At 72.6% G+C, this 19,472-nt stretch carries 26 protein-coding genes and 1 pseudogene; 14 read left to right on the forward strand and 13 right to left on the reverse strand.

Features of this window, described 5'->3' with window-relative positions:
• Positions 1-35 precede the first annotated feature (35 nt).
• From K7B10_RS01410 to K7B10_RS01430, 5 genes are all read right to left on the reverse strand, one after another.
• The gene (locus K7B10_RS01410; RefSeq protein WP_229334119.1) at positions 36-1,046 is read right to left on the reverse strand and encodes an FAD binding domain-containing protein; all 1,011 of its coding nucleotides are present in this window, start codon (positions 1,044-1,046) and stop codon (positions 36-38) included.
• Positions 1,043-1,699: a 2Fe-2S iron-sulfur cluster-binding protein gene (locus tag K7B10_RS01415; protein ID WP_372481348.1), complete on the reverse strand. Its 657-nt coding sequence runs from the start codon at positions 1,697-1,699 to the stop codon at positions 1,043-1,045. The genes K7B10_RS01410 and K7B10_RS01415 overlap by 4 nt, the downstream gene beginning before the upstream one ends.
• Before the next feature lie 231 nt (positions 1,700-1,930).
• Positions 1,931-2,395, reverse strand: a complete 465-nt coding sequence (locus tag K7B10_RS01420) for a hypothetical protein (protein ID WP_229334120.1) — start codon at positions 2,393-2,395, stop codon at positions 1,931-1,933.
• Positions 2,396-2,594: 199 nt separating this feature from the next.
• A complete protein-coding gene (locus K7B10_RS01425) occupies positions 2,595-2,825 on the reverse strand; it encodes a DUF5133 domain-containing protein (protein WP_229334121.1) in 231 nt (76 codons plus the stop codon).
• A 90-nt stretch (positions 2,826-2,915) separates the two neighbouring features.
• Complete coding sequence (locus K7B10_RS01430) at positions 2,916-3,716, reverse strand: response regulator (RefSeq protein ID WP_229334122.1); 801 nt, start codon at positions 3,714-3,716, stop codon at positions 2,916-2,918.
• A gap of 115 nt (positions 3,717-3,831) precedes the next feature.
• Between K7B10_RS01430 and K7B10_RS01435 the strand changes: the two genes are divergently transcribed.
• Together K7B10_RS01435 and K7B10_RS01440 are read left to right on the forward strand one after the other, a co-directional pair.
• Positions 3,832-5,439 carry a sensor histidine kinase gene (locus K7B10_RS01435; protein WP_229334123.1) on the forward strand — a complete coding sequence of 536 codons (1,608 nt, stop codon included), beginning with the start codon at positions 3,832-3,834 and terminating at the stop codon, positions 5,437-5,439.
• Positions 5,436-6,629 carry a PP2C family protein-serine/threonine phosphatase gene (locus K7B10_RS01440; protein ID WP_229334124.1) on the forward strand — a complete coding sequence of 398 codons (1,194 nt, stop codon included), beginning with the start codon at positions 5,436-5,438 and terminating at the stop codon, positions 6,627-6,629. The genes K7B10_RS01435 and K7B10_RS01440 overlap by 4 nt, the downstream gene beginning before the upstream one ends.
• A gap of 64 nt (positions 6,630-6,693) precedes the next feature.
• On the opposite strand, the gene K7B10_RS01445 is transcribed toward K7B10_RS01440, so the two are convergent.
• Positions 6,694-7,257, reverse strand: a complete 564-nt coding sequence (locus tag K7B10_RS01445) for an SMI1/KNR4 family protein (protein WP_229334125.1) — start codon at positions 7,255-7,257, stop codon at positions 6,694-6,696.
• 141 nt (positions 7,258-7,398) lie between these two features.
• Here K7B10_RS01445 and K7B10_RS01450 point away from each other — a divergent pair, with 141 nt between their 5' ends.
• A complete protein-coding gene (locus tag K7B10_RS01450) occupies positions 7,399-7,656 on the forward strand; it encodes a ferritin-like domain-containing protein (protein ID WP_229334126.1) in 258 nt (85 codons plus the stop codon).
• Between the two features lie 271 nt (positions 7,657-7,927).
• Positions 7,928-8,224 (forward strand): DUF2188 domain-containing protein, encoded by a 297-nt coding sequence (locus K7B10_RS01455; protein WP_229334127.1) that lies wholly within the window; start codon positions 7,928-7,930, stop codon positions 8,222-8,224.
• Between the two features lie 74 nt (positions 8,225-8,298).
• Here the strand turns inward: K7B10_RS01455 and K7B10_RS01460 are convergent, their stop codons facing one another.
• Together K7B10_RS01460 and K7B10_RS01465 are read right to left on the reverse strand one after the other, a co-directional pair.
• The gene (locus tag K7B10_RS01460) at positions 8,299-8,652 is read right to left on the reverse strand and encodes a PRC-barrel domain containing protein (protein WP_229334128.1); all 354 of its coding nucleotides are present in this window, start codon (positions 8,650-8,652) and stop codon (positions 8,299-8,301) included.
• Between the two features lie 1,061 nt (positions 8,653-9,713).
• Positions 9,714-9,944 carry a hypothetical protein gene (locus K7B10_RS01465; RefSeq protein WP_229334129.1) on the reverse strand — a complete coding sequence of 77 codons (231 nt, stop codon included), beginning with the start codon at positions 9,942-9,944 and terminating at the stop codon, positions 9,714-9,716.
• 1,034 nt (positions 9,945-10,978) lie between these two features.
• Here K7B10_RS01465 and K7B10_RS01470 point away from each other — a divergent pair.
• Complete coding sequence (locus K7B10_RS01470) at positions 10,979-11,218, forward strand: hypothetical protein (RefSeq protein WP_229344685.1); 240 nt, start codon at positions 10,979-10,981, stop codon at positions 11,216-11,218.
• A gap of 496 nt (positions 11,219-11,714) precedes the next feature.
• On the opposite strand, the gene K7B10_RS01475 is transcribed toward K7B10_RS01470, so the two are convergent.
• Positions 11,715-11,867, reverse strand: a complete 153-nt coding sequence (locus K7B10_RS01475; RefSeq protein ID WP_229334130.1) for a hypothetical protein — start codon at positions 11,865-11,867, stop codon at positions 11,715-11,717.
• Positions 11,868-12,011: 144 nt separating this feature from the next.
• Between K7B10_RS01475 and K7B10_RS01480 the strand changes: the two genes are divergently transcribed.
• Positions 12,012-12,275 (forward strand): hypothetical protein, encoded by a 264-nt coding sequence (locus tag K7B10_RS01480; RefSeq protein ID WP_229334131.1) that lies wholly within the window; start codon positions 12,012-12,014, stop codon positions 12,273-12,275.
• On the opposite strand, the gene K7B10_RS01485 is transcribed toward K7B10_RS01480, so the two are convergent.
• The 3 genes from K7B10_RS01485 to K7B10_RS01495 all read right to left on the reverse strand — a co-directional run bounded on the left by K7B10_RS01485 (position 12,247) and on the right by K7B10_RS01495 (position 13,814).
• Positions 12,247-12,504, reverse strand: coding sequence for a hypothetical protein (locus K7B10_RS01485; protein ID WP_229334132.1), 258 nt, complete (start codon positions 12,502-12,504; stop codon positions 12,247-12,249). The two genes, K7B10_RS01480 and K7B10_RS01485, sit on opposite strands and share 29 nt — an antisense overlap.
• A complete protein-coding gene (locus tag K7B10_RS01490) occupies positions 12,494-12,730 on the reverse strand; it encodes a hypothetical protein (RefSeq protein ID WP_229334133.1) in 237 nt (78 codons plus the stop codon). Before K7B10_RS01490 ends, K7B10_RS01485 begins: the two co-directional genes overlap by 11 nt.
• Before the next feature lie 130 nt (positions 12,731-12,860).
• Positions 12,861-13,814: a GlxA family transcriptional regulator gene (locus tag K7B10_RS01495; protein WP_229334134.1), complete on the reverse strand. Its 954-nt coding sequence runs from the start codon at positions 13,812-13,814 to the stop codon at positions 12,861-12,863.
• A gap of 226 nt (positions 13,815-14,040) precedes the next feature.
• Between K7B10_RS01495 and K7B10_RS01500 the strand changes: the two are divergent.
• The 8 genes and pseudogenes from K7B10_RS01500 to K7B10_RS01535 all read left to right on the forward strand — a co-directional run.
• Positions 14,041-14,136: pseudogene (locus tag K7B10_RS01500) on the forward strand (DJ-1/PfpI family protein); the annotation flags it as partial.
• Between the two features lie 68 nt (positions 14,137-14,204).
• Positions 14,205-14,684, forward strand: coding sequence for a hypothetical protein (locus K7B10_RS01505; protein WP_229334135.1), 480 nt, complete (start codon positions 14,205-14,207; stop codon positions 14,682-14,684).
• Positions 14,685-14,686: 2 nt separating this feature from the next.
• Complete coding sequence (locus K7B10_RS01510) at positions 14,687-14,959, forward strand: DUF3817 domain-containing protein (protein WP_229334136.1); 273 nt, start codon at positions 14,687-14,689, stop codon at positions 14,957-14,959.
• 224 nt (positions 14,960-15,183) lie between these two features.
• The gene (locus K7B10_RS01515; RefSeq protein WP_229334137.1) at positions 15,184-15,627 is read left to right on the forward strand and encodes an IPT/TIG domain-containing protein; all 444 of its coding nucleotides are present in this window, start codon (positions 15,184-15,186) and stop codon (positions 15,625-15,627) included.
• A 47-nt stretch (positions 15,628-15,674) separates the two neighbouring features.
• Complete coding sequence (locus K7B10_RS01520) at positions 15,675-15,896, forward strand: hypothetical protein (protein WP_229334138.1); 222 nt, start codon at positions 15,675-15,677, stop codon at positions 15,894-15,896.
• A gap of 173 nt (positions 15,897-16,069) precedes the next feature.
• Positions 16,070-16,747 (forward strand): DUF4232 domain-containing protein, encoded by a 678-nt coding sequence (locus K7B10_RS01525; protein ID WP_229334139.1) that lies wholly within the window; start codon positions 16,070-16,072, stop codon positions 16,745-16,747.
• A gap of 128 nt (positions 16,748-16,875) precedes the next feature.
• The gene (locus tag K7B10_RS01530) at positions 16,876-17,028 is read left to right on the forward strand and encodes a hypothetical protein (RefSeq protein WP_229334140.1); all 153 of its coding nucleotides are present in this window, start codon (positions 16,876-16,878) and stop codon (positions 17,026-17,028) included.
• Positions 17,029-17,236: 208 nt separating this feature from the next.
• Positions 17,237-18,736, forward strand: a complete 1,500-nt coding sequence (locus K7B10_RS01535) for a UDP-N-acetylmuramoyl-L-alanyl-D-glutamate--2,6-diaminopimelate ligase (protein WP_229334141.1) — start codon at positions 17,237-17,239, stop codon at positions 18,734-18,736.
• Positions 18,737-18,747: 11 nt separating this feature from the next.
• Here the strand turns inward: K7B10_RS01535 and K7B10_RS01540 are convergent, their stop codons facing one another.
• On the reverse strand, positions 18,748-19,464 hold the full coding sequence (locus K7B10_RS01540) for a ribonuclease H family protein (RefSeq protein WP_229334142.1): 717 nt from the start codon (positions 19,462-19,464) through the stop codon (positions 18,748-18,750).
• Between the last annotated feature and the right edge of the window lie 8 nt (positions 19,465-19,472).

The following is a 19,472-nucleotide window of genomic DNA, read 5'->3' on the forward strand; positions in this document are numbered from 1 at the left end:
TGGTCCTGTTCCTGTTCGGCGCGTCGGCGGCGCCGCTACGGCGTGGCGGGAGAACCGGGGTGCGTACCGGCCAGCTCGGCGATGGCGTCGCAGGCGAGGTTGCGGGCGAGCGGGATCTTGTACGCGTTGTCGCGCAGGGGCCTCGCCCGCGCGAGTTCGGCGTCGACGGCCGCGCGGACGCTGTCGGGGCTCGGGACGGCGCCGGTGAGCCGGGCCTCGGCGGTGGTCGCGCGCCAGGGCCGGTGGGCCAGGCCACCGAAGGCGAGGGCCACCCGGCGCACCCGGCCTTCGTCGAGGTCGAGGACGACGGCGACCGAGGCGAGGGCGAAGGCGTACGAGGCGCGTTCGCGGGCCTTGCGGTAGAGGGAGAGGGACCCCGCCGCGGCGCCGGGCAGGATCACCGCCGTGATGATCTCGCCGGGGCGGATGACGGTGTCCTGCTCGGGCCGGTCCGCGGGCAGCCGGTGGAACTCGGCTGCCGCGACGGTACGGGTGGTGCCCGTCGCTCCGTACAGCTCGACTTCGGCGTCCAGGGCGGCGAGGGCCACGGCCATGTCCGAGGGGTGGGTGGCGATGCAGTGCTCGGAGTGTCCGAGTACCGCGTGGTCACGGTGGAGGCCGTCGCGGGCCCCGCAGCCGCTGCCGGGTTCGCGCTTGTTGCAGGGTTTGGAGAGGTCCTGGAAATAGCCGCAGCGGGTGCGCTGGAGCAGGTTGCCGCCGGTGGTGGCCACGTTCCGCAGTTGACCGGAGGCACCGGAGAGCAGCGCAAGGCTGAGGAGCGGGTAGCGGGTGCGCACCAAGGGGTCGGCGGCGAGGTCGCTGTTGCGGACCGTGGCGCCGACGCGCAGGCCGCCGTCGGGGAGTTCGCGGATCTCGTCCAGCGGCAGGCGGGAGACGTCGATGAGGGCGCCGGGGGTCTCGACGCCGAGTTTCATCAGGTCCACGAGGTTGGTGCCGCCGGCGAGGTAGCGGGAGCCGGGGTGGGCGGCGTAGGCGTCGGCCGCCGCTTGGAGGCTGGTGGCGCGCACGTAGCCGAAGGGCTTCACGCGGTCACCTCCGCGCCGGTCGCGGTGGCCGCGGCGTCGGCTCCCGCTTCGGCGACGGCCCGGACGATCGCGGGGTAGGCGCCGCAGCGGCAGAGGTTCCCGCTGAGCCGTTCCCTGATCTCCTCGGCGGTCAGTACGGCGGGGCCGGGCGGGGCCGCGGCGGTGGCGGTGGCGGTGACGTGCGAGGGGTGGCCGGCGGCGGCTTCGCGGAGCGCACCGACCGCGGAGCAGAGCTGGCCGGGGGTGCAGTAGCCGCACTGGAAGGCGTCGTGTTCCATGAAGGCGCGCTGGAGCGGGTGCAGGACGCCGTCGGGGCCCGCCAGGCCCTCGACGGTGGTGATGCCGCAGCCGTCGAGGGCCACGGTGAGGAGCAGGCAGCTGTTGGCGCGCCGGCCGTCCACCAGGACGGTACAGGCACCGCACTGGCCGTGGTCGCAGCCCTTCTTGGCGCCGGTCAGGTCCAGGTGCTCGCGCAGGGCGTCGAGCAGCGTGACCCGGTGGTCCAGGTCGAGGTCGTGGTGGACACCGTTGACGCGGAGGGTCACACGGGAGCGGGCGGCCCCGGCGAGCGCGTCGTCCGGCGTGAGCGGCGCCGGGCCGGGGCTGCCGCCGGGAGCGGGTCGGCGGGCGGGCGGGTCGGTTGCGTGGGCCACGACGAGCTCCCTTGGCGTCCGTTCGGGGAGGGAATGTCCCTTCGGCTGCCCAGCCTGGCCCCTCGCACGCCCGAGCGCACCGCACGCCCCCGGCGGCCTCCCCCGTACGGCCCACAGTGAGAGGTGTTCTTCGTGTGGTTCCTCGCCGTTCCGGCGGGCACCCGGCGGTCGACGCCGGGGCCCGGGCCGGTGACCACTGCCGGCTGTCCGCCGCCGCGGGTGGATCGGCCTTCAGCGGCGACGTCCGCGGCTGCGGCGCGCCAGCGCGAGCGCGATGATCACAACGCCGGCGATCAGAAGCGGAGTGCGGTTCCCGCGTGCGACCGTCGCGGCCCGTCCGCCCTTCTGCAGCAGCGGGTCGGGGGCCTTGCCCGCCGCGTACTGGCCGACGCGGGTCGCACTGTCCCATACCTGCGCCGCCGCCTGGGCTGCCTTGTCCAGGACGGGTTCGGGGGTCTTGCCCCTCACCAGCTGCGCGGCCTGTCCTGCCTTCTCCCGGATCTGGTCGGCGATCAGGGCGGCCTGTTCGGTGGTGTGCTGCTTCATGACGGCTGTCTTCTCCTTGGGTTGGGCCTTGATGTCGGCCTCCACGGCTGGAGCCGCGACGGTGTGTCCGAGGACGCCCGCCGCAGCGAAGAGGCCGCCGCCGGTCCCGTGGCCGGCGGACCAGCTCCGTGATGTGCATGCCGTAGTCATCGCGCGCCTACCCCGCCATCGCCCCCACACCCGCCCCGACGAGCAGGAGTCGTGCGCGGACCGGAACAGGCCGCCAGAGCGGCAACGGCACCTCGACGGCAGCGAAGGGCCCACCCGCGTCACGTCGGCGGGCGACCTCGCCCGCTCACCGATCGCCCCGGTGCGGCGCCCGTCTGCGGCCGGCCGCCGGCTGAACCGGTCAACTGGCGGCGAGTACGGAGTCGTCCAGCGGGCCCGTGCCCGGCAGGTGGTGGCGGGCGGCGATCAGCGCGGCGTGCACGTCCGTCGTACCCGTGGACACGCACAGGGCCCGCTCGACGTCCTCGATCTCCTTGCGGACGGGCGAGTCGCCTTCCGCGGCATCGATCACGGACAGCGCCCAATAACGGTCGACGAGGCCGGTGAGCACGGCCGGGTGAGCCATCAACATGGGTGGTCGCCTTTCGCCAGGGTTCGATCAGGTGGCCCTCGCATACCCTGTCGGTCATCGTCCAACCCCGGCAGCCCTCCCCCGGATGCGTCAGGCGCGGGGCGGGCGCGTCGCGGTGTCCAGGTAGAAGGAGTCGATGCTCTGGACGGCCTGCTCGAACTCGTCCAGATTGACGGGCTTCGTCACGTAGGCGTTGGCGTGGCTGGTGTAGGCGCCCGCGACGTCGTCGGGGGCGGAGGACGTGGTCAGGACGACGACGGGGATGGTCTGGAGGTCGGCGTCGCTCTTCAGGATGCGGAGCAGATCGCGGCCGTTCATGCGGGGCATGTTCAGATCGAGCACGATGAGGTCGGGGCGCGGACTGTCGGGGTTGCGCAGGTGCTCCAGGGCGGCGACACCGTCGGTGGCCTGGACGAGGTTGCGAGCACCGCGCTCGGCGAGCGCCTCTTCGATGAGCATGGCGTCGGCGACGTCGTCTTCCACGAGCAAGACGTCGAACGGGCGGGCGGGGGCGTTCATCGTCAGTTGCTCCGTGGTTGCTTCGTCGGTGCGGTTGGTGCGGTCTGTGTGGTCGGTGTGGTTGAAGATCCCCGGCCAGCGGCGGCGGGCGCCCTGGCGGGTCATGCCGCATGCTCGGCCGATCTGGGGGTATCCGGCTCCGGCGCGCGCGGCATCCGCGGCCGCCGCGCGCTGCAGCCGTTCAGCGGCCTCGTGAAGGTGGTCCAGTACGTGCAGGAGTGCCAGGGCCCGCGCGCGCTCTTCCGCTGCCGGGTGGGAGAGGTCCTTCTGCAGCTGGAGGGCCAGGCGCCGGGCGAGGCCGGCGACAGCCGCATCGGCGACAGCGGCCGTCTCCTTCGGGGTGGTCCGGAGGTGGAAGTTCGTGCCGGGCATACCCCGCACCCTAGGCCCCCGACCCGACGAGTGACAACAACTGTTGTCCAACGCCCTCTACAGTGTGCGCTGCGCACTCTGTTCAAGACGGCCGTCCCGGGAGGGGATTCGGAACATGACCGGCAAGACGAGGCCTCCGCACGCGCGGAGGTTTTCCGCGTGGACCACCCGGCGATGGCTCCGTGTCGGGGTCGCCGGATCGCTGGCGGTGCTGGCCGTGCTCGGTGTGACCGGGACGTGGGTGCTGGGGCGTACGGCTACGATCAGCGACGAGCTCGTGGACGTACGGTCTCCCGCGCTGTCCACGGCGTTCCGCCTGGAATCGGCCCTCCTCAACCAGGAGACGGGCATCCGCGGCTACGGCCTCACGGGGACCCCGGAGTTCCTGGAGCCCTACCAGCGGGGTCTCACGGACCAGCACACGTACGCCGCGCAGCTCACGCACTTGCTGGACGGCGACGCCCGCGCGCTCAGCGACCTCGAGACCGTCCAGGACACGCTCTCCCGGTGGCAGGAAAGGATCGCCCGCCCCGTCGCCGCTTCACCACCCGGGGCGCCCTCGCCCCTGGCCACCGAACGCGCCGCCGAGGCCAAGGCCGCGTTCGACACCCTGCGCCAGGCCATGTCCGGCCAGCAGGAACGGTTGCGCGCGGAGCGGAACCGGACCCGAGCCGACCTCGCCGCCACCGTGAGGGTGCGGAACTGGGTGTTCGCGGCGATCGCGGCCTTGATCGTCCTCATGGCCGGCCTCGTATTCGAAGGACTGCGCCGCGGCATCACCCGGCCGCTGGAACAGCTGGGGGCGGACGCCCGCACCGTCGCCGGCGGCGACTTCGGCCATCCCATCGAGTCGGCCGGTCCGGCGGACCTGCGGCGTCTCAGCGGCGAGATCGACTTCATGCGCCGTCAGCTGGTGCGCGAGCTGGCCTTCAGCGAGGAAGCCCGGCGGCGCCTGGACGCGCAGACCGCCGAGCTTCAGCGGTCCAACGCCGAGCTGGAGCAGTTCGCGTACGTCGCCTCCCACGACCTGCAGGAACCGCTGCGCAAGGTCTCCAGCTTCACGCAGCTTCTCCAGCGGCGCTACGGAGGACAGCTCGACGCCAAGGCGGACCAGTACATCGGCATCGCGGTCGACGGCGCCAACCGTATGCAGACCCTCATCAACGACCTCCTCGACTTCTCCCGGGTGGGCCGTGTCCACCACGATCCCGAAAAGGTCGACTTCGACACGGTCTTGGAACGGACCTTGGCCTCACTGAGCGTCGGCATCGAGGAGGCGGGCGCGTCGATCACGCACGATCCGCTGCCGGCCCTCGTCGCCGATCCCACGCAGATCGGCATGCTCTGGCAGAACCTGATCGGCAACGCGGTCAAGTTCCGCCGCCCCGACCGGGCACCGGAGATCCGTGTCACTGCTGCCCGGGAAGGGGAGCTGTGGCGGTTCACGGTGACCGACAACGGGATCGGCATCGCTCCCGAGTACGCCGAGAAGGTGTTCGTGATCTTCCAGCGGCTCCACACCAAGGACGTCTATCCCGGAAGCGGAATCGGCCTGGCGATGTGCAAGAAGATCGTCGAGTTCCACGGCGGCACCATCGCCGTCGACCCGGAATACCGGGACGGGACGCGCATCAGCTTCACCCTCGCCTCCGACCCTCCCCCGGCGCCGTCCTCGTCGACCATCGCGGAAGCGACCCGGGCCACCCCGGAGCCGGCGCCATGACCTCGACCATCCCCCACATCGGCGGCATCGCCACGAACGAACCGGTTTACCGCATCCTCCTCATAGAGGACGACGCGGCCGACGCCCTGCTCGTCGAGGAACTCCTCCACGACACCGAGCTCCGCTTCGAGCTCACCACGAGCACCTCGCTGGCCGAAGCCCGCTCGGAACTCGCGGGCCGCGCCGTCGACTGCATCCTCCTCGACCTCCACCTGCCCGACGTGTCGGGCACCGAGGCGGTCGCCACCGTCCGCGCCATGGCCCCGCACACCGCGGTGATCGTCCTGACCGGCCTGTCGGAGAAGCAGGCGGGCTCCGAGGCCATGGCCGCCGGCGCCCAGGACTACCTCGTCAAGGGCAAGGTCGAAGCGGATCTGCTGCGCCGCACGGTCCGCTACGCCGTCTACCGGAGCCACGCCGAACGCGCGGCGGCCGAGGCCCAGTCGGCCCGGCAGCGCGCGGAGGAGAACGCCCGCCTGGAACGTGGACTGCTGCCCCGGCCCCTGCTCGAAACCTCCACCGTCAAGGTGACCACCCGCTACCTGCCCGGCGCAGAACAAGCCCTCCTCGGAGGTGACTTCCTCGACGTCGTCGAGGGTGACGAAGGGCTGCTGCACGCCGTCGTCGGTGACGTCAGCGGACACGGTCCCGACGCCGCCGCCCTCGGCGTCTGCCTGCGCATCGCCTGGCGCTCGCTCGTCCTGGCCGGCCACCACGGCACCGAACTGCTGCACCTCATGGAACGCCTGCTGGTGGCGGAGCGCGGCACCCAGCCCCTCTTCGCCACCTGCACCCTCCTGACCCTCGACCAGAAGGCCTCCACGGCGACCCTCTACCTGGCGGGCCACCACGAACCCCTGCTCACCACCTCGGAGGAGACCGTGGAGGTGCCCGCCGAGCACGGCATCGCGCTCGGCATAGTCCCCGGTCACGGCGACTGGCCCGCCACGGTCGTCCCCCTTCCGGACGCCGGAGCGCTCACGCTCTACACCGACGGGCTCACGGAAGGACACAACGGTGACGCCGGCGGCCGGCTCGGCATCGAGGGGCTCCTGCCCCTGATCAACACCACACCTTCCCATGACCCCGCGGCGCACCTGGACAGCCTCATCCGCCAGACCAGAGCGCTCAACGCCGGAAGACACACCGACGACCTCGCCGTACTCCGTCTCGGCTGGGGTTTCCGCTGAGGGCTGCCCGTGAGGCGATCGACGGCGAACCCGACCGAACGTCGGCGAAAGCGGCCGGACGACGTCAGCGCCGAGACGCTCCGAGGGTCTGGCCGGCCGTCTCGAAGCGGTGCTCCGTCGGCTTCAGCACCTCGTAGAGGTGGCCGAAGTACTCCGTTTCCGCCGTTCCCGTGAGTACTGCCAGCAGGAACGCGGAGCATCCCGTGCCGTGGTGCTCCCAGAGCGGGCCGCGTCCCTCGTTGTAGAGCACGGTCCACTCGTCGGGGTGCTGCCCGGGCCGTACCAGCCAGTACAGGAACGCCCCGGTGCCCTCCTCGAAGGCCCACGGCAGGACCCGCGCCCCGGCCTCCAGCAGGGCGGCGGGCTTCGTCTCGAACTCCCACAGGTCGGCCAGGATCTCGTCCCGCTCGGCGGTCTGCGCGTGCAGGTCGCAGTCACCGTAGGCGGAGTCGGGGACGAGCAGCCAGACCGTTTCGTCGTAGACACCGTCGCCGTACGTCTCGACGAGCAGCTTGTAGTCGGCGGGGAGAGCCGTACCCAGCACACGCTCGGTCTGCGCCCAGTCCACCGCGGGCGGCGGATCGGCGGGCGGCGGACAGAGGCGGACGAGGGCATCAACGGCGATCATGGAACGCACGCTACCGGAACCCCGTCCACGGGTCGTCCGGCGTCCGGACGGGCTACTCCGCCGGGCGCGGGCGGACAGGGGCTTCGATACTGGCCGCCTGGACGCCCCGGCGGCGGGGCGCGGCAACGAAGGAGTGGCGACGTGAACGCACCGACGGCCGGGGAGAGTGGCTGCCAGCTGATGAAGCGCCTCGCGAAGGAGCTCAAGGTCAGCATCGCCAAGACCCAGGAGCACGCGGCCGAGGTCGCGAGCAGGATCACTGAGCTGGAAGCGCAGGCGAATCCGGACCAGAGCCAGATCAGCGCCTTGAAGCAGACGCTGGAAGTGCTCAGGAAGAAGGTCGAGGAGGAGCGCGCGTCGCTGTCGGAGCTGGAGGACGTGATCAGCGAGAACTGCTAGGGGGTGTCCGCAAAGTAGCGCCGGCCGCTCGGAGGACGGCCCCACGGCACCCGGGAGGAGCGGAGGAGTCCGCCTCCCCGTACACGCCACTCGGGCCCGACCCGCACCGCGGCCGGAGCTGACCTGCCCACGGCGGACACTGCCGGACGGGGCGGGTTTGGGGCCGCTGGTACGGGCAGAAGCCCCACAGGCGGACGCCACGGACGCCGCGCTGCCGTGCCCTTCTGGGAGGGCCCGGCGGAAGTCCGCCCGGCAGGCGAGGAGAAGGATCATGACAGCGAAACGGACCGTCTACCACGTCTCACCCTCCGGCGAGCGGGCGGCGGCCGCGGGAGTGAAGTGGCAGGTCGAGGGCAGGGAAGGACGTCGGCTGCTCCACGAGCCGCACCGTACGCAGCAGGAGGCGATCGACTCCGCGCGCCGCCACGCCAAGGAGCACATGCCCGCGCAGATCATGGTGCACGCTCGCGACGGGCACATCCGCACCGCATACGCCTACGGAGACGCCCTCGCGGTGCGCCCCGACGAGCGCGGCCGCAGGGCAGGAGAGCCCGGGGGCGTCTTCTAGCCGAAGGCGCACCGCACGGGTAACGGCCCGGTGCGTGCGTGCGCAGGTCGGCCACGGCCTCCTGCACCGGCCGCCTACATGTGGGACTGGCCGTAGTAGCTGCCGAACTGTTCCAGGTAGGACGGCTCGCCGGCGTACTTGGCCTCGTCGAATTCGGGGGCGTCCTTGATCTGGTCCTTGGTCCGGTCGACGTAGACCTTCTCCTCCACCGTGTCGATCATCTTGATCGTCCCGGCGGGCAGCAGCACGTGCTTACCGAAGATCCACACCCCGGTGTCCACGACGACGTGGGAGGCCCCGACCTCCTCCGAGTGCTTGCTGATCTTGCCGATGCCGCCGTCCGTGGCCTCGACCTTGTAGCCGACGATGTCAGTGCCGGACTGATGGCCCGAGCCCGGGCGGTGTGCCCAGATGTCGAATTCGGTCACAGCCGACCCCTTTCCTCGTGAGCGCCCTGCCGGTGCAGTGCCCGAGAGCGTGCCACGGCTCAGCCCTGCGCGTCTTTCGCACGACCGCTGAGGCCCTCCGCTTCGCCCCGTCGTACGGCTGCGGATGCGCTGCTCGTACTGCTCGGCGCGTCCTGCGCCTCCCCACCCGGTGCCGCCTCATGCGGCTGGCCCCGTACCCGTCTTCCGCTCCTTGCCCTCCCTACGGGCGCGATCGACGCGGTCCGGGTCGGCGGGCGGGCCACCGCCCGTTCCGGTCCGGGACGGGACCCCTGGCCGGCGGCCGTGTTCGTCCACTTCAGCGCCCTGATCAAGGAGCAGCTTCGGGCGCGGGTCCTCGCTCTTGCCGGTCATCTTCACCACCTCCGGCGGTTGCGGTCAGGTGAACAGGGAGCGCGTGACGGTGAGGCGGAGCAGACGCTCGACGGGACGGCTGGCTGCGGTGACGTGCAGGCCTCGCCCGGCTCGCAGGGCCGCGAGGCGGACGGTCAGGAGGCATCACTGCCTCCCCACACGTTCCGGGGCAGCCACTACTTTCCACCAGCATCATCAACGTCCATCCGATACACATCAAGAAATACACGAAAATCAGGGCATACGTACGAATGCAAGCCTCGGGTGGCTGCTGCCGCGCGAGGGCGGCTCAGCCGCTCCGGGGCGTTCGCAAGGGGCTGACGTGCTGAAACGCACGCGGAACACACATGGGGCTGCGCCATGGGGGTAGACAGTGGCCAGGGGTGCGGCCTTGGCCATCAGGGCTGCGACGGAGGCCGCACCCCCGCTCCGACCCCATGACGCGGGGCAGGAGATCAGGAACAAGAGACGGTCGCGCTCGGTGGTGGCTGCGTCGCGGACGTCGCGATGCTGCTGTGCGAGTCGGCCGTCTTGGGCCCCCTGCCCGCCCAGATCCTGTCTCCCGGTCCGGCGCTCTTCGGCCCTCAGCGCCTCGTGGGCGGGTCCGTGCGCCCTGGAGACGCGGGCAGCCCTGCGAGCTGGTGGGTCCGGCGTGACCGTGACCCGATCTGCGCTTCACAGGTCACGGGTCAGGCCGTGTGGCGTTCTCCCCACACCTCGGGGCCGCCCCCCTCCCACCGGATCGGCCCGTCCTCGGAGAGGTCCACATCCTCCAGACCTGCCCGGCGCAGGAACTCCGACACGTCTTCGGGAGTGAAGGCCCGGCCAAGGTCGGCGTCCACGCCGAGCGCATGCACGGTCACCTTGCGACCCCCTTGCGGCGACACGGGGTGGATAACGATCTCCGTCTGGTCCGTCATGCAACCAGAGTGCGGCGGGCCGGACGGTACGGCATCCGGGGGCTCCCCCGCCGCACCGAACAGCGACGGGGTGGCGCCGGTCGCGTATCGCGAGACCCGGGTGTCCCCTGCCGCCCCTTGACGTCTCCTCAGAATTCCCGGAGGGAAGGGCGTTTGAGAGGCGGCGCCCCGGTTAGACGCGTGGATACCGGAAGTTGTCCCCGCGGATGGGGCCCTTCCGGAGCGGGCCCCGCCGCATGGCGCCACTCCCCCCCGGCGTCATGCGGCAGGTCCGCCCGCACGATGGGCTGCCGCCCGGATCCGTACGGAACCCGGACGCCCCGGGTTCCCGGCCCCTCCCCGCCGGGAACCCGAGACCGCCCGGTGAACCCCCGACGACGGCGCTCGTACCGCCGTCCCCGGGCAACGGACCCGACGGCAGCAGCCCCGCACGTACCCGCTTCGCCCGACCGCGCGATCGGGCAGCCGCCGCGCCCTTCGGGGCAGACGGCCGCGAAGGGTGAAGTCCCCACGACGTTTACCGGCCCGTGCACTTTCGCCCCGGCGCACACGGGGCGTGCGGCCCGTACGAAAGGGCCCCGACCTGGCCCGGGGGGGGTGGGGACAGGTCGGGGCGGCCCCAGCGGGCCGGGGGGGATGGCCGGCCAGGGCGATCAGGGGTGGGGTGCCGGGAAGGTGGTCGCCTCACGGCGGTGGGCACTGCGGGGTTTCAGCCGAACGATCTTCCCCACAGCCGGACGGTCAGCGCCGTGCCCACGATAGGCCTCCGGCCACCGTGCCGGCGTCCGCCGCGCCGTGTGCTTGGGTCCTGAACTGCTCCGCCCGCGCCTACGCGGCGGGGCTCGTCTGGCGCGTCTGGCGTGCCTTCGGCGGGGAGCCGCCGGGCGCGGGGCCGAGCGGCTTCGGCAGCTGGGCCGAGGCTCCCGATGTCGTCCCGCAGGGGCAGGAGTCGCGCAGTGGGTCCGGGTAGCGGTAGCCCGCGGGGGCGGGAGTACGACGTGATCGTCGTCGGCGGCGGCTTCGCGGGGACGCTGATGGCGCACCGGCTCGGCGAGCGCGGTCGGCGCGTACTGGTGCTGGAGGCGTGGGGTACGGGCGGTCAACGCCGCGAAGGGCCATCGGCGCGCGGTGGACACCTACCTCACCGCCTCGGCCAAGGTCCCGGGTTCCGCCTACCCCTCGCATCCGGCCGTGCCCCGGCCCGAGGTCACCGACCTGACCGGCACGGCCGGCGGGGGGTACCGATCCGACGGCTATCTGATCCGGCGGGGTGAACTCCCCTGGGCCAGCGGGTACGTGCGCGCCGACGGTGGGACCGGCAACGTGGACCGGGCTCACTCCGCGGATGCACCCGGAGGACTTCCGCACCGACCTCTTCGGCTACGGCCGCGCCTGGCCGATCGGATACGCCGATCTGGAGCCGTACCACCGGGCCGCCGAACGGGAGATCGGTGTCGCGGCCGATGCCGACGAGCCGCGCGCCGACGTCGGGCTCCCCCTGCCGCACGGCTGCGTCTTCCCCATGCGCGCGCTGCCGCCCAGCCACTTGGGCCGCCTGATGGCCGGACGCCTGGACGGCCGGTGCGTGAAGGACCCGGGCACCGGCGACCCGGTGGCGCTGCGGGTCGTAGGAACCCCGCACGCCCGCAACGGGGTTCCGAACCCTTCCTGCGACGGCGGCGCCGGGTACGTCCCCGTGGGCGCCGAGGGACGGTCCGATCCGCACAACCGCCTTGTCGGTCATGCCAGTTGCATTCCGTTCTGCCCCTCTCAGGCCACGTACACACCGCTGAAGACCCAGGCGCGCTGGAGTCCCACGGTGACGCTGGTCGACCGGGCGGTCGTGAGCCGGGTGCTCGTGGACGGCACCGGCCGCGCCACGGGGGTCGAGTACCTCTCGTACCGGGACGGGGGCGGGGTCACCACCCACCACCTCACCGCGGACGTCGTCGCTGGGTCTGGGCCACGGGAGGCCCGGACGCGGACCTCGCCGCGCTTCTGGGGCCCGCCGGGCGACGGGGGCCCGGCCTCCGTGGCGCCGCGCTGCGGGCATCCGCAAGGGAACGGGTGGGCAGGCAGTGCGCCCTGCAGTTCGAGATGGAGCAGGGCGCGGATCCGGCCAACCGCCTCACCCTCGATCCCCGTAGCCGCGACGCGCTGGGCCTGCCGCGCCCCGTCGCCACGTACGACCTCTCCCCACACGTCAGGGACGGCATCGCGGCGGCGAAGGGGGTCTCCGACCAGATCTTCGCGCTGCTGGGAACTGCGGACCACAGCGACCACGCACCCGGCCGGTGTGGGCTCAGGCTTCGACGTAGGCCACGATCGTGATGGTCCGCAGGGCGGTTACGTAGTAGATGACGCGTACCCCGTCGATCTCGTCCGCGTAGTCGCGCAGCAGGGTACCGGGCACCTCGGTGCCGAGCTCGGGGTTGACGCTGATGGCGACGATCGCGCGGTCCAAGCGGTGCGTCTCGTTCGCGGTGAGCTTGGCGAGCTGGGTGAGCGCGGGTTCCACCATGACGACGCGCGAGCGGCGCGCGGCGCGGTCAGGCGACACGGGGCCGACCGTCCGCGAGACGGTCGAGGTGGGCGTCGCGAGCGGTCTCCCAGAGCACACCGGTCTCCGGGGACGGGTAGCCGTTCGTGGCGATGTCCTCGAGCACGGAGGCGAGGATGTCGACTTTCGCACGCTGGTCGGCCGCGTAGGCGAGGACGGACGCGGCGGCGTACTCGTCGAGGGGTTGGCGGTCGGGCACGGGCGCGGTGGCCGGCTGCTGGCTCATCCGGGGCTCCTGGACTGTCATCTGGCGTGGTGCTTCCACGGTATCGCCGCGCCGGGGCACGGGAAGCCGGTACGGGCGAACACGGCGCCGGGAGGAACACGCGCGGGCCGCTGGCGCCCACGGGCCGGGATCACTGCGCGGACTGGCCCTGGAAGGCGCGGCGGTAGGCGTTCGGGCTCGTGCCGGTGATGCGCCGGAAGCGGTCCCGGAAGGCCGTCGGCGAGCCGAAGCCGACCTGGGAGGCGATCCGCTCGACCGGGTGGCCGGTGGTCTCCAGCAGGTACTGGGCCTGGCGGATCCGGGCACGGTGCAGCCACTGCAGGGGCGAGGTGCCGGTCTGCTCGCGGAAGCGCCTGTTCAGCGTGCGCACGCTCATGCCGGCCTGCGCGGCGACCTCGTCGAGGGTGAGCTCGCGGCGGGCGTTGTCCTCCATCCAGCGCAGCAGCGGCTCCAGCGCCGATCCGCGCGGGGCGGGCGGGTGCTCGTGGACGATGAACTGCGCCTGCCCGCCGTCGCGTTCCAACGGCATGACGGACAGCCGGGCGGTGTCCGCGGCCACGGCCGAGCCGTGGTCACGCCGGATCAGGTGCAGGCACAGGTCGAGCCCCGCGGCGGCTCCGGCCGAGGTCAGGAACTGCCCGTTGTCCACGTAGAGGACGTCGGGGTCCACCTCGATCGCGGGGTACCGGGCGGCGAGTGGCGGGGCGGCCACCCAGTGGGTGGTGGCGCGCAGCCCGTCCAGCAGGCCCGTGGCGGCGAGCACGAAGGCGCCCGTGCAGATCGACGCGATCCGGGTGCCGCGCCCGGCGGCATCGCGCAGCGCGTCGAGGACCTCGGGCGGGACGGGTACGTCGGGGTCGGCCACGCCGGGCAGCACGATGGTGTCCGCCTCCGCGAGGGCCTGCAGCGGCCAGGGCGCCCTGAGGGTGAACGCGCCGGCGTCCACTTCGCCCGCGACCGCGCATACCCGGACGCGGTAGGCGGGGCGGCCGTCGGGCAGCCGGGTGCGTCCGAAGACCTCGATGGGGGTGGACAGGTCGAAGGCGATAACTCCGTCCAGCGCGAGGACGGCCACGGTATGCATGGCCCAACCCTAGGGCTCCCCCGCATTCCGGCCAAGCCCACCAGGGGGCCTGCCCCCACGTCTGCCTGCCTCGAAGTCCTGTTGTACGGCCTCCTTCCCGTCTGGCCGGAATCCGGTGGAAGTCGGCAATGCAGCCACTATTGATCATCGTTGACGATGGCTACCGTCGGCTCCGGCACCCCGCTTCGGGGTGTCCCGCCCCTTTGGAGAGGACCCCTGCCGATGCCGTGTCAGCGGCCCGCGCATCGCGCACGCCGTGGAGCAGCTGTTCGCCCACGAGCGCCGGGGCACCGCCTGGCGCGCCGCCGGCCCCGTCCCCGCCACCTCCCGACGGCCGACCGCCGCGCCGCATCGTCCACCGCCTCCCGAGCACCCCGGAAACGCCCTCCCGTGACGAAACTCCTCCTCGCCGTCCACGTCCTGGCGGCCGTCATCACCATCGGCCCGGTCACCGTGGCCGCCGGCATGTTCCCGGCCGCCGTCCGCCGCGCCCTGGCCGCACCCGGCGAGCCCAGCCACCTCGCCACCGTCCGCACGCTGCACCGGATCTGCCGGGTCTACGCCGTGGTCGCGGTCGCCGTACCGGTGTTCGGCCTCGCGACCGCCAACAGCCTCCACGTCCTGGGCAGCGCCTGGCTCATCACCTCGATCGCCCTCACCGTCCTGGCCGCCGCCGTCCTCGGTGCCCGCATCCTTCCGCGACAGGGCTCCGCCCTGACCTCCCTCGACGGCCCCGCCGAGCTGCTGGAACCCACGGCCGTCCAACGTGCCGCCGGACAACTCGCGATCTTCACAGGGGTGTTCAACCTGCTCTGGGCCACGGTGACCGTTCTGATGATCATCCGCCCCGGATCCACCACGGGAGCCTGACCATGCAGCCACCCAGCCTGCTCCTGCGCCTGAGCGCCCCCGTCGAACTCCTTTCCCTGTTCGCGCTGCTGGCGAACGTCGCGGTACTGCACCAGCAGACGGTCGCCTCGGCGATCGGCCCCCTGCACGGCTGCGCCTACCTGATCGCCGTCATCTCGGCCGCGCGCGAGGCCGGCCCGGACCGCACCATCACGCCGCTCGCCGCGATCCCCGGCATCGGTGGCACGCTCGCCGTGCGCCGTCTGGCCGCGCGCGCATCCACCTCTCCGCGCTGAAGGGGGACCGCCCGGCAATGAAAGGCCCCGGTCGAGAGCCGACCCGCCCCGCCCCCCTACGGAGCGCGCGGAAGAGCCTCCGGATCCACAGCGGAGCACCGACGCCTCCGCAGGGTCGTGGGCGACATGAGCATTTTGTTCTGGCTTCGCACGGTACGACTTCCTCATGATGGGGCGGGCCGGGACCAACCCGGTCCCGCTCCCTCCACCGGAAGGCTCCGCCCATGGCGCGTACCCGCCGCCGAACCGCGCTCCTGCTGGCCGCGCTGTCCCTGTGCACCCTGCCGCTGGTCCACTCCGCCCCGCGCGCCGAGGCCGCCGGGCCCGCGCACTGCGCCCCCGGGGCGCTCCCCGTCCACCCCGGCCTGCCGGACGGGGCCCCGCAGGGCCGGCTCGTAGCTCTCCAGCCCGACGCCGGGCCCCGCAGCGGCGGCACCCGGATCACGCTGTCCGGCACCGGCCTCACCCCCTACACCCGGGTGCTCTTCGGTGCCCTCGGGCCCGACGGCTGTTTCACCGGCCTGGAAGCCGCGAGCGTGGTGGTACTGAGCGAAACCAGCCTCGTCGCCATCGCCCCCGAATGGCCCACGGCGGCAACGGTCTCCGTCTACGCGGCCACCCCCTGCGGCGAGCTCACGAATGCGCTCCCGTACGCCTACTTCGACTGAGGCACGGCACAGGGACTCGAGCACATCACCACGCGGCAAGGACGGAAATGGACCAGAAGCCGAACGGCCCGGTTGATCCGGAAGCGCTCTCTGACGAAGAGATGATGAAAGTGATCAACGAAATCCTCGACAGCGTCCCACCCGAGCAGGCCGAGGGCTGTCTCCTCGCCATCGCCGAGGGGAGACCGGCTCCCCACAGCGTTCCGGTTGAACTGACCCCCGCCCAAGCGAACGACCTCCTCCTCTTCCTCCACAGGGGTGGCGGCTGACTCCGCGTTACGAGGAAGGGCGCGGCACCGGGCGGCGGCGGGGCCGGTACGTCATGGTTGCGTCACCGGAGCGGCACAGCGCTGTACCCGCGGGAACTCGGGCGGGCCGGTTCGCCGTGCCTGTCGGCGTGCGGGCCGGCGGAGCACCGGTCGCAATCCTCGGGAGGTTCCCCATGCAGTACACAGCAAGTGTCCGACGGACCGCGTCCGCACTGGTGGTCGTGGCCACGGCTGCCGCCCTGATGACGGGCTGCACGCCGTCCGGCGAGGCCGGCGCGGCCGGCGAGCCTTCGCAGTCCGTGCAGTCGCCGACCCCCGGGACCGCCGCGGGCGGCAGCGGCTCCGGCGGCACGGGGCAGGCGAAGCCCTCCACCCCGGTCTCCCCCGCCGCGTCCGGCGGCAAGGCCAAGCCCTGCACGATCGACGACGTGAAGGTCACGGAGGCCCGCCAGGCCGCCGTGCGGCCGCCGGGCACGGGCACCGGCGCCGCGATCGTCGCCGTCACCAACGTCTCGAAGAGCGCCTGCACGCTGCAGGGATTCCCCACCGTCGCGGGAGCGGGCAACGGATCACCCGGCAAGAACGTACCGCTCGCCACCACCCACAGCGGCTCGGCGGCGACGGTGTCCCTGGCGCCGGCTGCCCGCGCCTGGACCAAGCTCACGTTCGTCAACGTGCAGGGCGAGGCCGACGGGTACTGCGAGTCCGGCGCGACGCCCGCCTCGTTCCCGACGCTCGTCGTCGGGGTGCCGGGCGCGGGTGCGCACCAGACCGCCCTCGACGACGGAGTCCTCGCACTGTGCGACAACAAGGCCACGGTCACGGCCTATTCGGCGACGAAGCCCTCGTGATGCGCCCCGGTGCGTCGGCACGCCGATGCACCGAGGCCGGTTGACGTACGGGCGCCGTTCGGCCGGGAACGAGGACCGGCCCACCCTGCGTGGCGTCCGGGGCGTGCGGGCGCCCGTACACTCGGCCCATGAACCGCACACGCGTCACGGAGGAGTGCCTGCCGCAGGCCGCTCCCGCCGCGCGTGCGGCCCGTGCGGACGGGACGGGCGCCGCCTCGCGAGCCGCCTTCGACGGCCAGGCCCCCGCGGTCGGCCGCTGCGCCCCGCACGGCCACGGCTAGCGCCTCCCGCCGCGCTCCCCCGCCGTCCCACCCCATCCGGGTCCCTCCCGTACCCCTTCCCGGGACGGCCCCGCCTCCTGCATCCCTGCCGGACCACCGCGCCCCGACCTCTCCCGGTCCCGTCGCCAGGGGCGTCCCCGCGCCCCTCACCCCATCACCGCAGTTCCGGCGATCCGTCGGCGCTGCCGCCGTTCCCGAAGGGACCACCGTGAAGTTGAGCGGGTTGCTGACCGGCCACGAGCACCACGTCATCCAGGGGGACTCCGCATCGACGCGGATCACCGCGGGCACCACTTTCGACGTCGACCGGGTCGTGCCGGGCTCGCTCTTCATCGCCGTACCCGGTCACCGCGGAGGTGGCCCGGCCGCCATCGGTGCGGCGCTCGCGCGCGGGGCGGTGGCCGTGCTCGTCGACGCGGCGGGAGCCGCCACCGTGCCCCCGCAACGGGACCTGCCGCCCGCGGTGTGCGTCGTACGGGTGGCCGACACCCGCAAGGCCGCCGCCGTCGCCTCCTCCCGCTACTTCGGCGAGCCGGGGCGGCACATGGACGTGGTGGCGGTCACCGGGACCAACGGGAAGACCTCCATCTCGTACATGGTCGAATCGCTGCTGAGGATCTCCGAAGGAGCCTCGGTGGGCGTCATCGGAACGGCGGGAAGCAGGATCGGCGACGAGGTCATCCCGATGCCGCCCTCGGTGCTGACCACTCCGGAATCGCCAGACCTGCAGTACCTCCTGGGCCGTATGCGCGACCGGGCCACGAGCAGCGTGGTGCTGGAAGCCACCTCGATGGCGCTGCAGACCTACCGGATGGACCGTACGTTCGTCGACGTCGGCGTCTTCACCAACCTGACCCAGGACCACTTGGACGACCACGGCACGATGGACCGCTACACGAACGCCAAACTGCGGCTGTTCCAGGGGCTCTGCCGACACGCCGTGGTCAACGTGGACGACGCCGTGGGAGCCGGGATCCGGGCCATGATGCCGGGCGCGGTGACGACGTACGGACTCGACGCGGAGGCCGACTTCCACGCCGCGGACCTGGTCGCGGACGCCTCCGGCACACGGTTCACCTTGCACCACGCGGGCCGGACGTACCCCGCGGCCATCCCGGTCCCGGGCCGGTTCTCCGTGTCCAACGCGCTGGCTGCCCTGGCGGCCTGCCGGGTCCTGGGGCACGACCTGGACGGACTGGTCGCCGCGCTCGCGCAGATGCCCCCCGTACCGGGCCGGTTCGAGCGCTTCGTGACCCCCGCCGGCACGTCGGTGATCGTGGACTACGCGCACTCGCCCGACTCCCTCGACAAAGTCCTCACGGCCATCCGGGGCTTCGCCCGCGGCCGGGTCATCACGGTCTTCGGCTGCGGAGGCGACCGCGACACCACCAAGCGGGCGGAGATGGGCCGGATCGCCGGGACCCATTCCGACCTGTGCGTCCTGACCTCGGACAACCCCCGTACCGAGGACCCCGAGGCGATCCTGGACCAGATCGCCCCCGGGATCGCGGCCACCGGCACCCCCTACGAGCGCTCCGCCGACCGGCGCAGGGCCATCGGGTTCGCGCTCGCCGCCGCGCGGCCGGAGGACATCGTCCTGATCGCCGGAAAGGGCAGCGAACCGCACCAGATCGTGGGCGAGGAACTCCTCCCGTTCAGCGACATGGCGACCGTACGCGACCTCGCGGGGGCCGACCCGACCCCCTGACGGGCTCCCGGCTACGCCGGGGCGTCGCTCGGTACGGGGGCGGCGCAGCCGGGGTGGCCCCAGCGGGTGCCGAGCTTGGTGATCTGGTCCCCGGCCGCGTACGACCTGCCGCAGGGGCAGCTGCCGGGGAACTTCGCCTTGATCGAGCCGCCCCGGCCGCGCACGGGCTTCTTGGCTCCGGCTCCGGCCCCGGCTGCGGCTCCGGGCTTGGTACGGGGCGCGGAGGCACGGGCGGGAGCGGGGACGGGGAGCGACGCGCTGCCGAGGGCCGTGCCGGCCGCCTCCTGGCTGACGGCGGCGTCACTGGCGGCCTGGTCGGCGATGGCGTTCAACAGGTCGCCGTCCTCGCGGTGGGCCGGAACGTAGCGGAATTCGACGTCGCGCTCGGCCAGCAGCGCGTCGATCCGCTCGACGAGGTCCCGGTTGGCGACGGGTTTGCCGGCCGCGGTCTTCCACCCGTTGCGCTTCCAGGCCGGAAGCCACTGGGTCACCGCCTTCATCGCGTACTGGGAGTCCATCCGGACCTCGACGGCCGTTCCGGGATCCAGGGACTCCAGGAGCCGCTGGAGGGCGGTGAGCTCGCCCACGTTGTTGGTGGCCCGGCCCAGGGGCCCGGCTTCCCAGCGCTCGGGGCGGCCCTGCGGGTCGGCGATGACCCACGCCCAGGCTGCCGGTCCGGGATTCCCCTTCGCCGCGCCGTCGCAGGCGGCAATGATGCGATCTGACATCCCCCGAT

The sequence above is a fragment of the Streptomyces flavotricini genome (genome assembly GCF_020639365.1).
In the GTDB taxonomy this organism is placed as follows: Bacteria; Actinomycetota; Actinomycetes; order Streptomycetales; family Streptomycetaceae; genus Streptomyces; species Streptomyces flavotricini.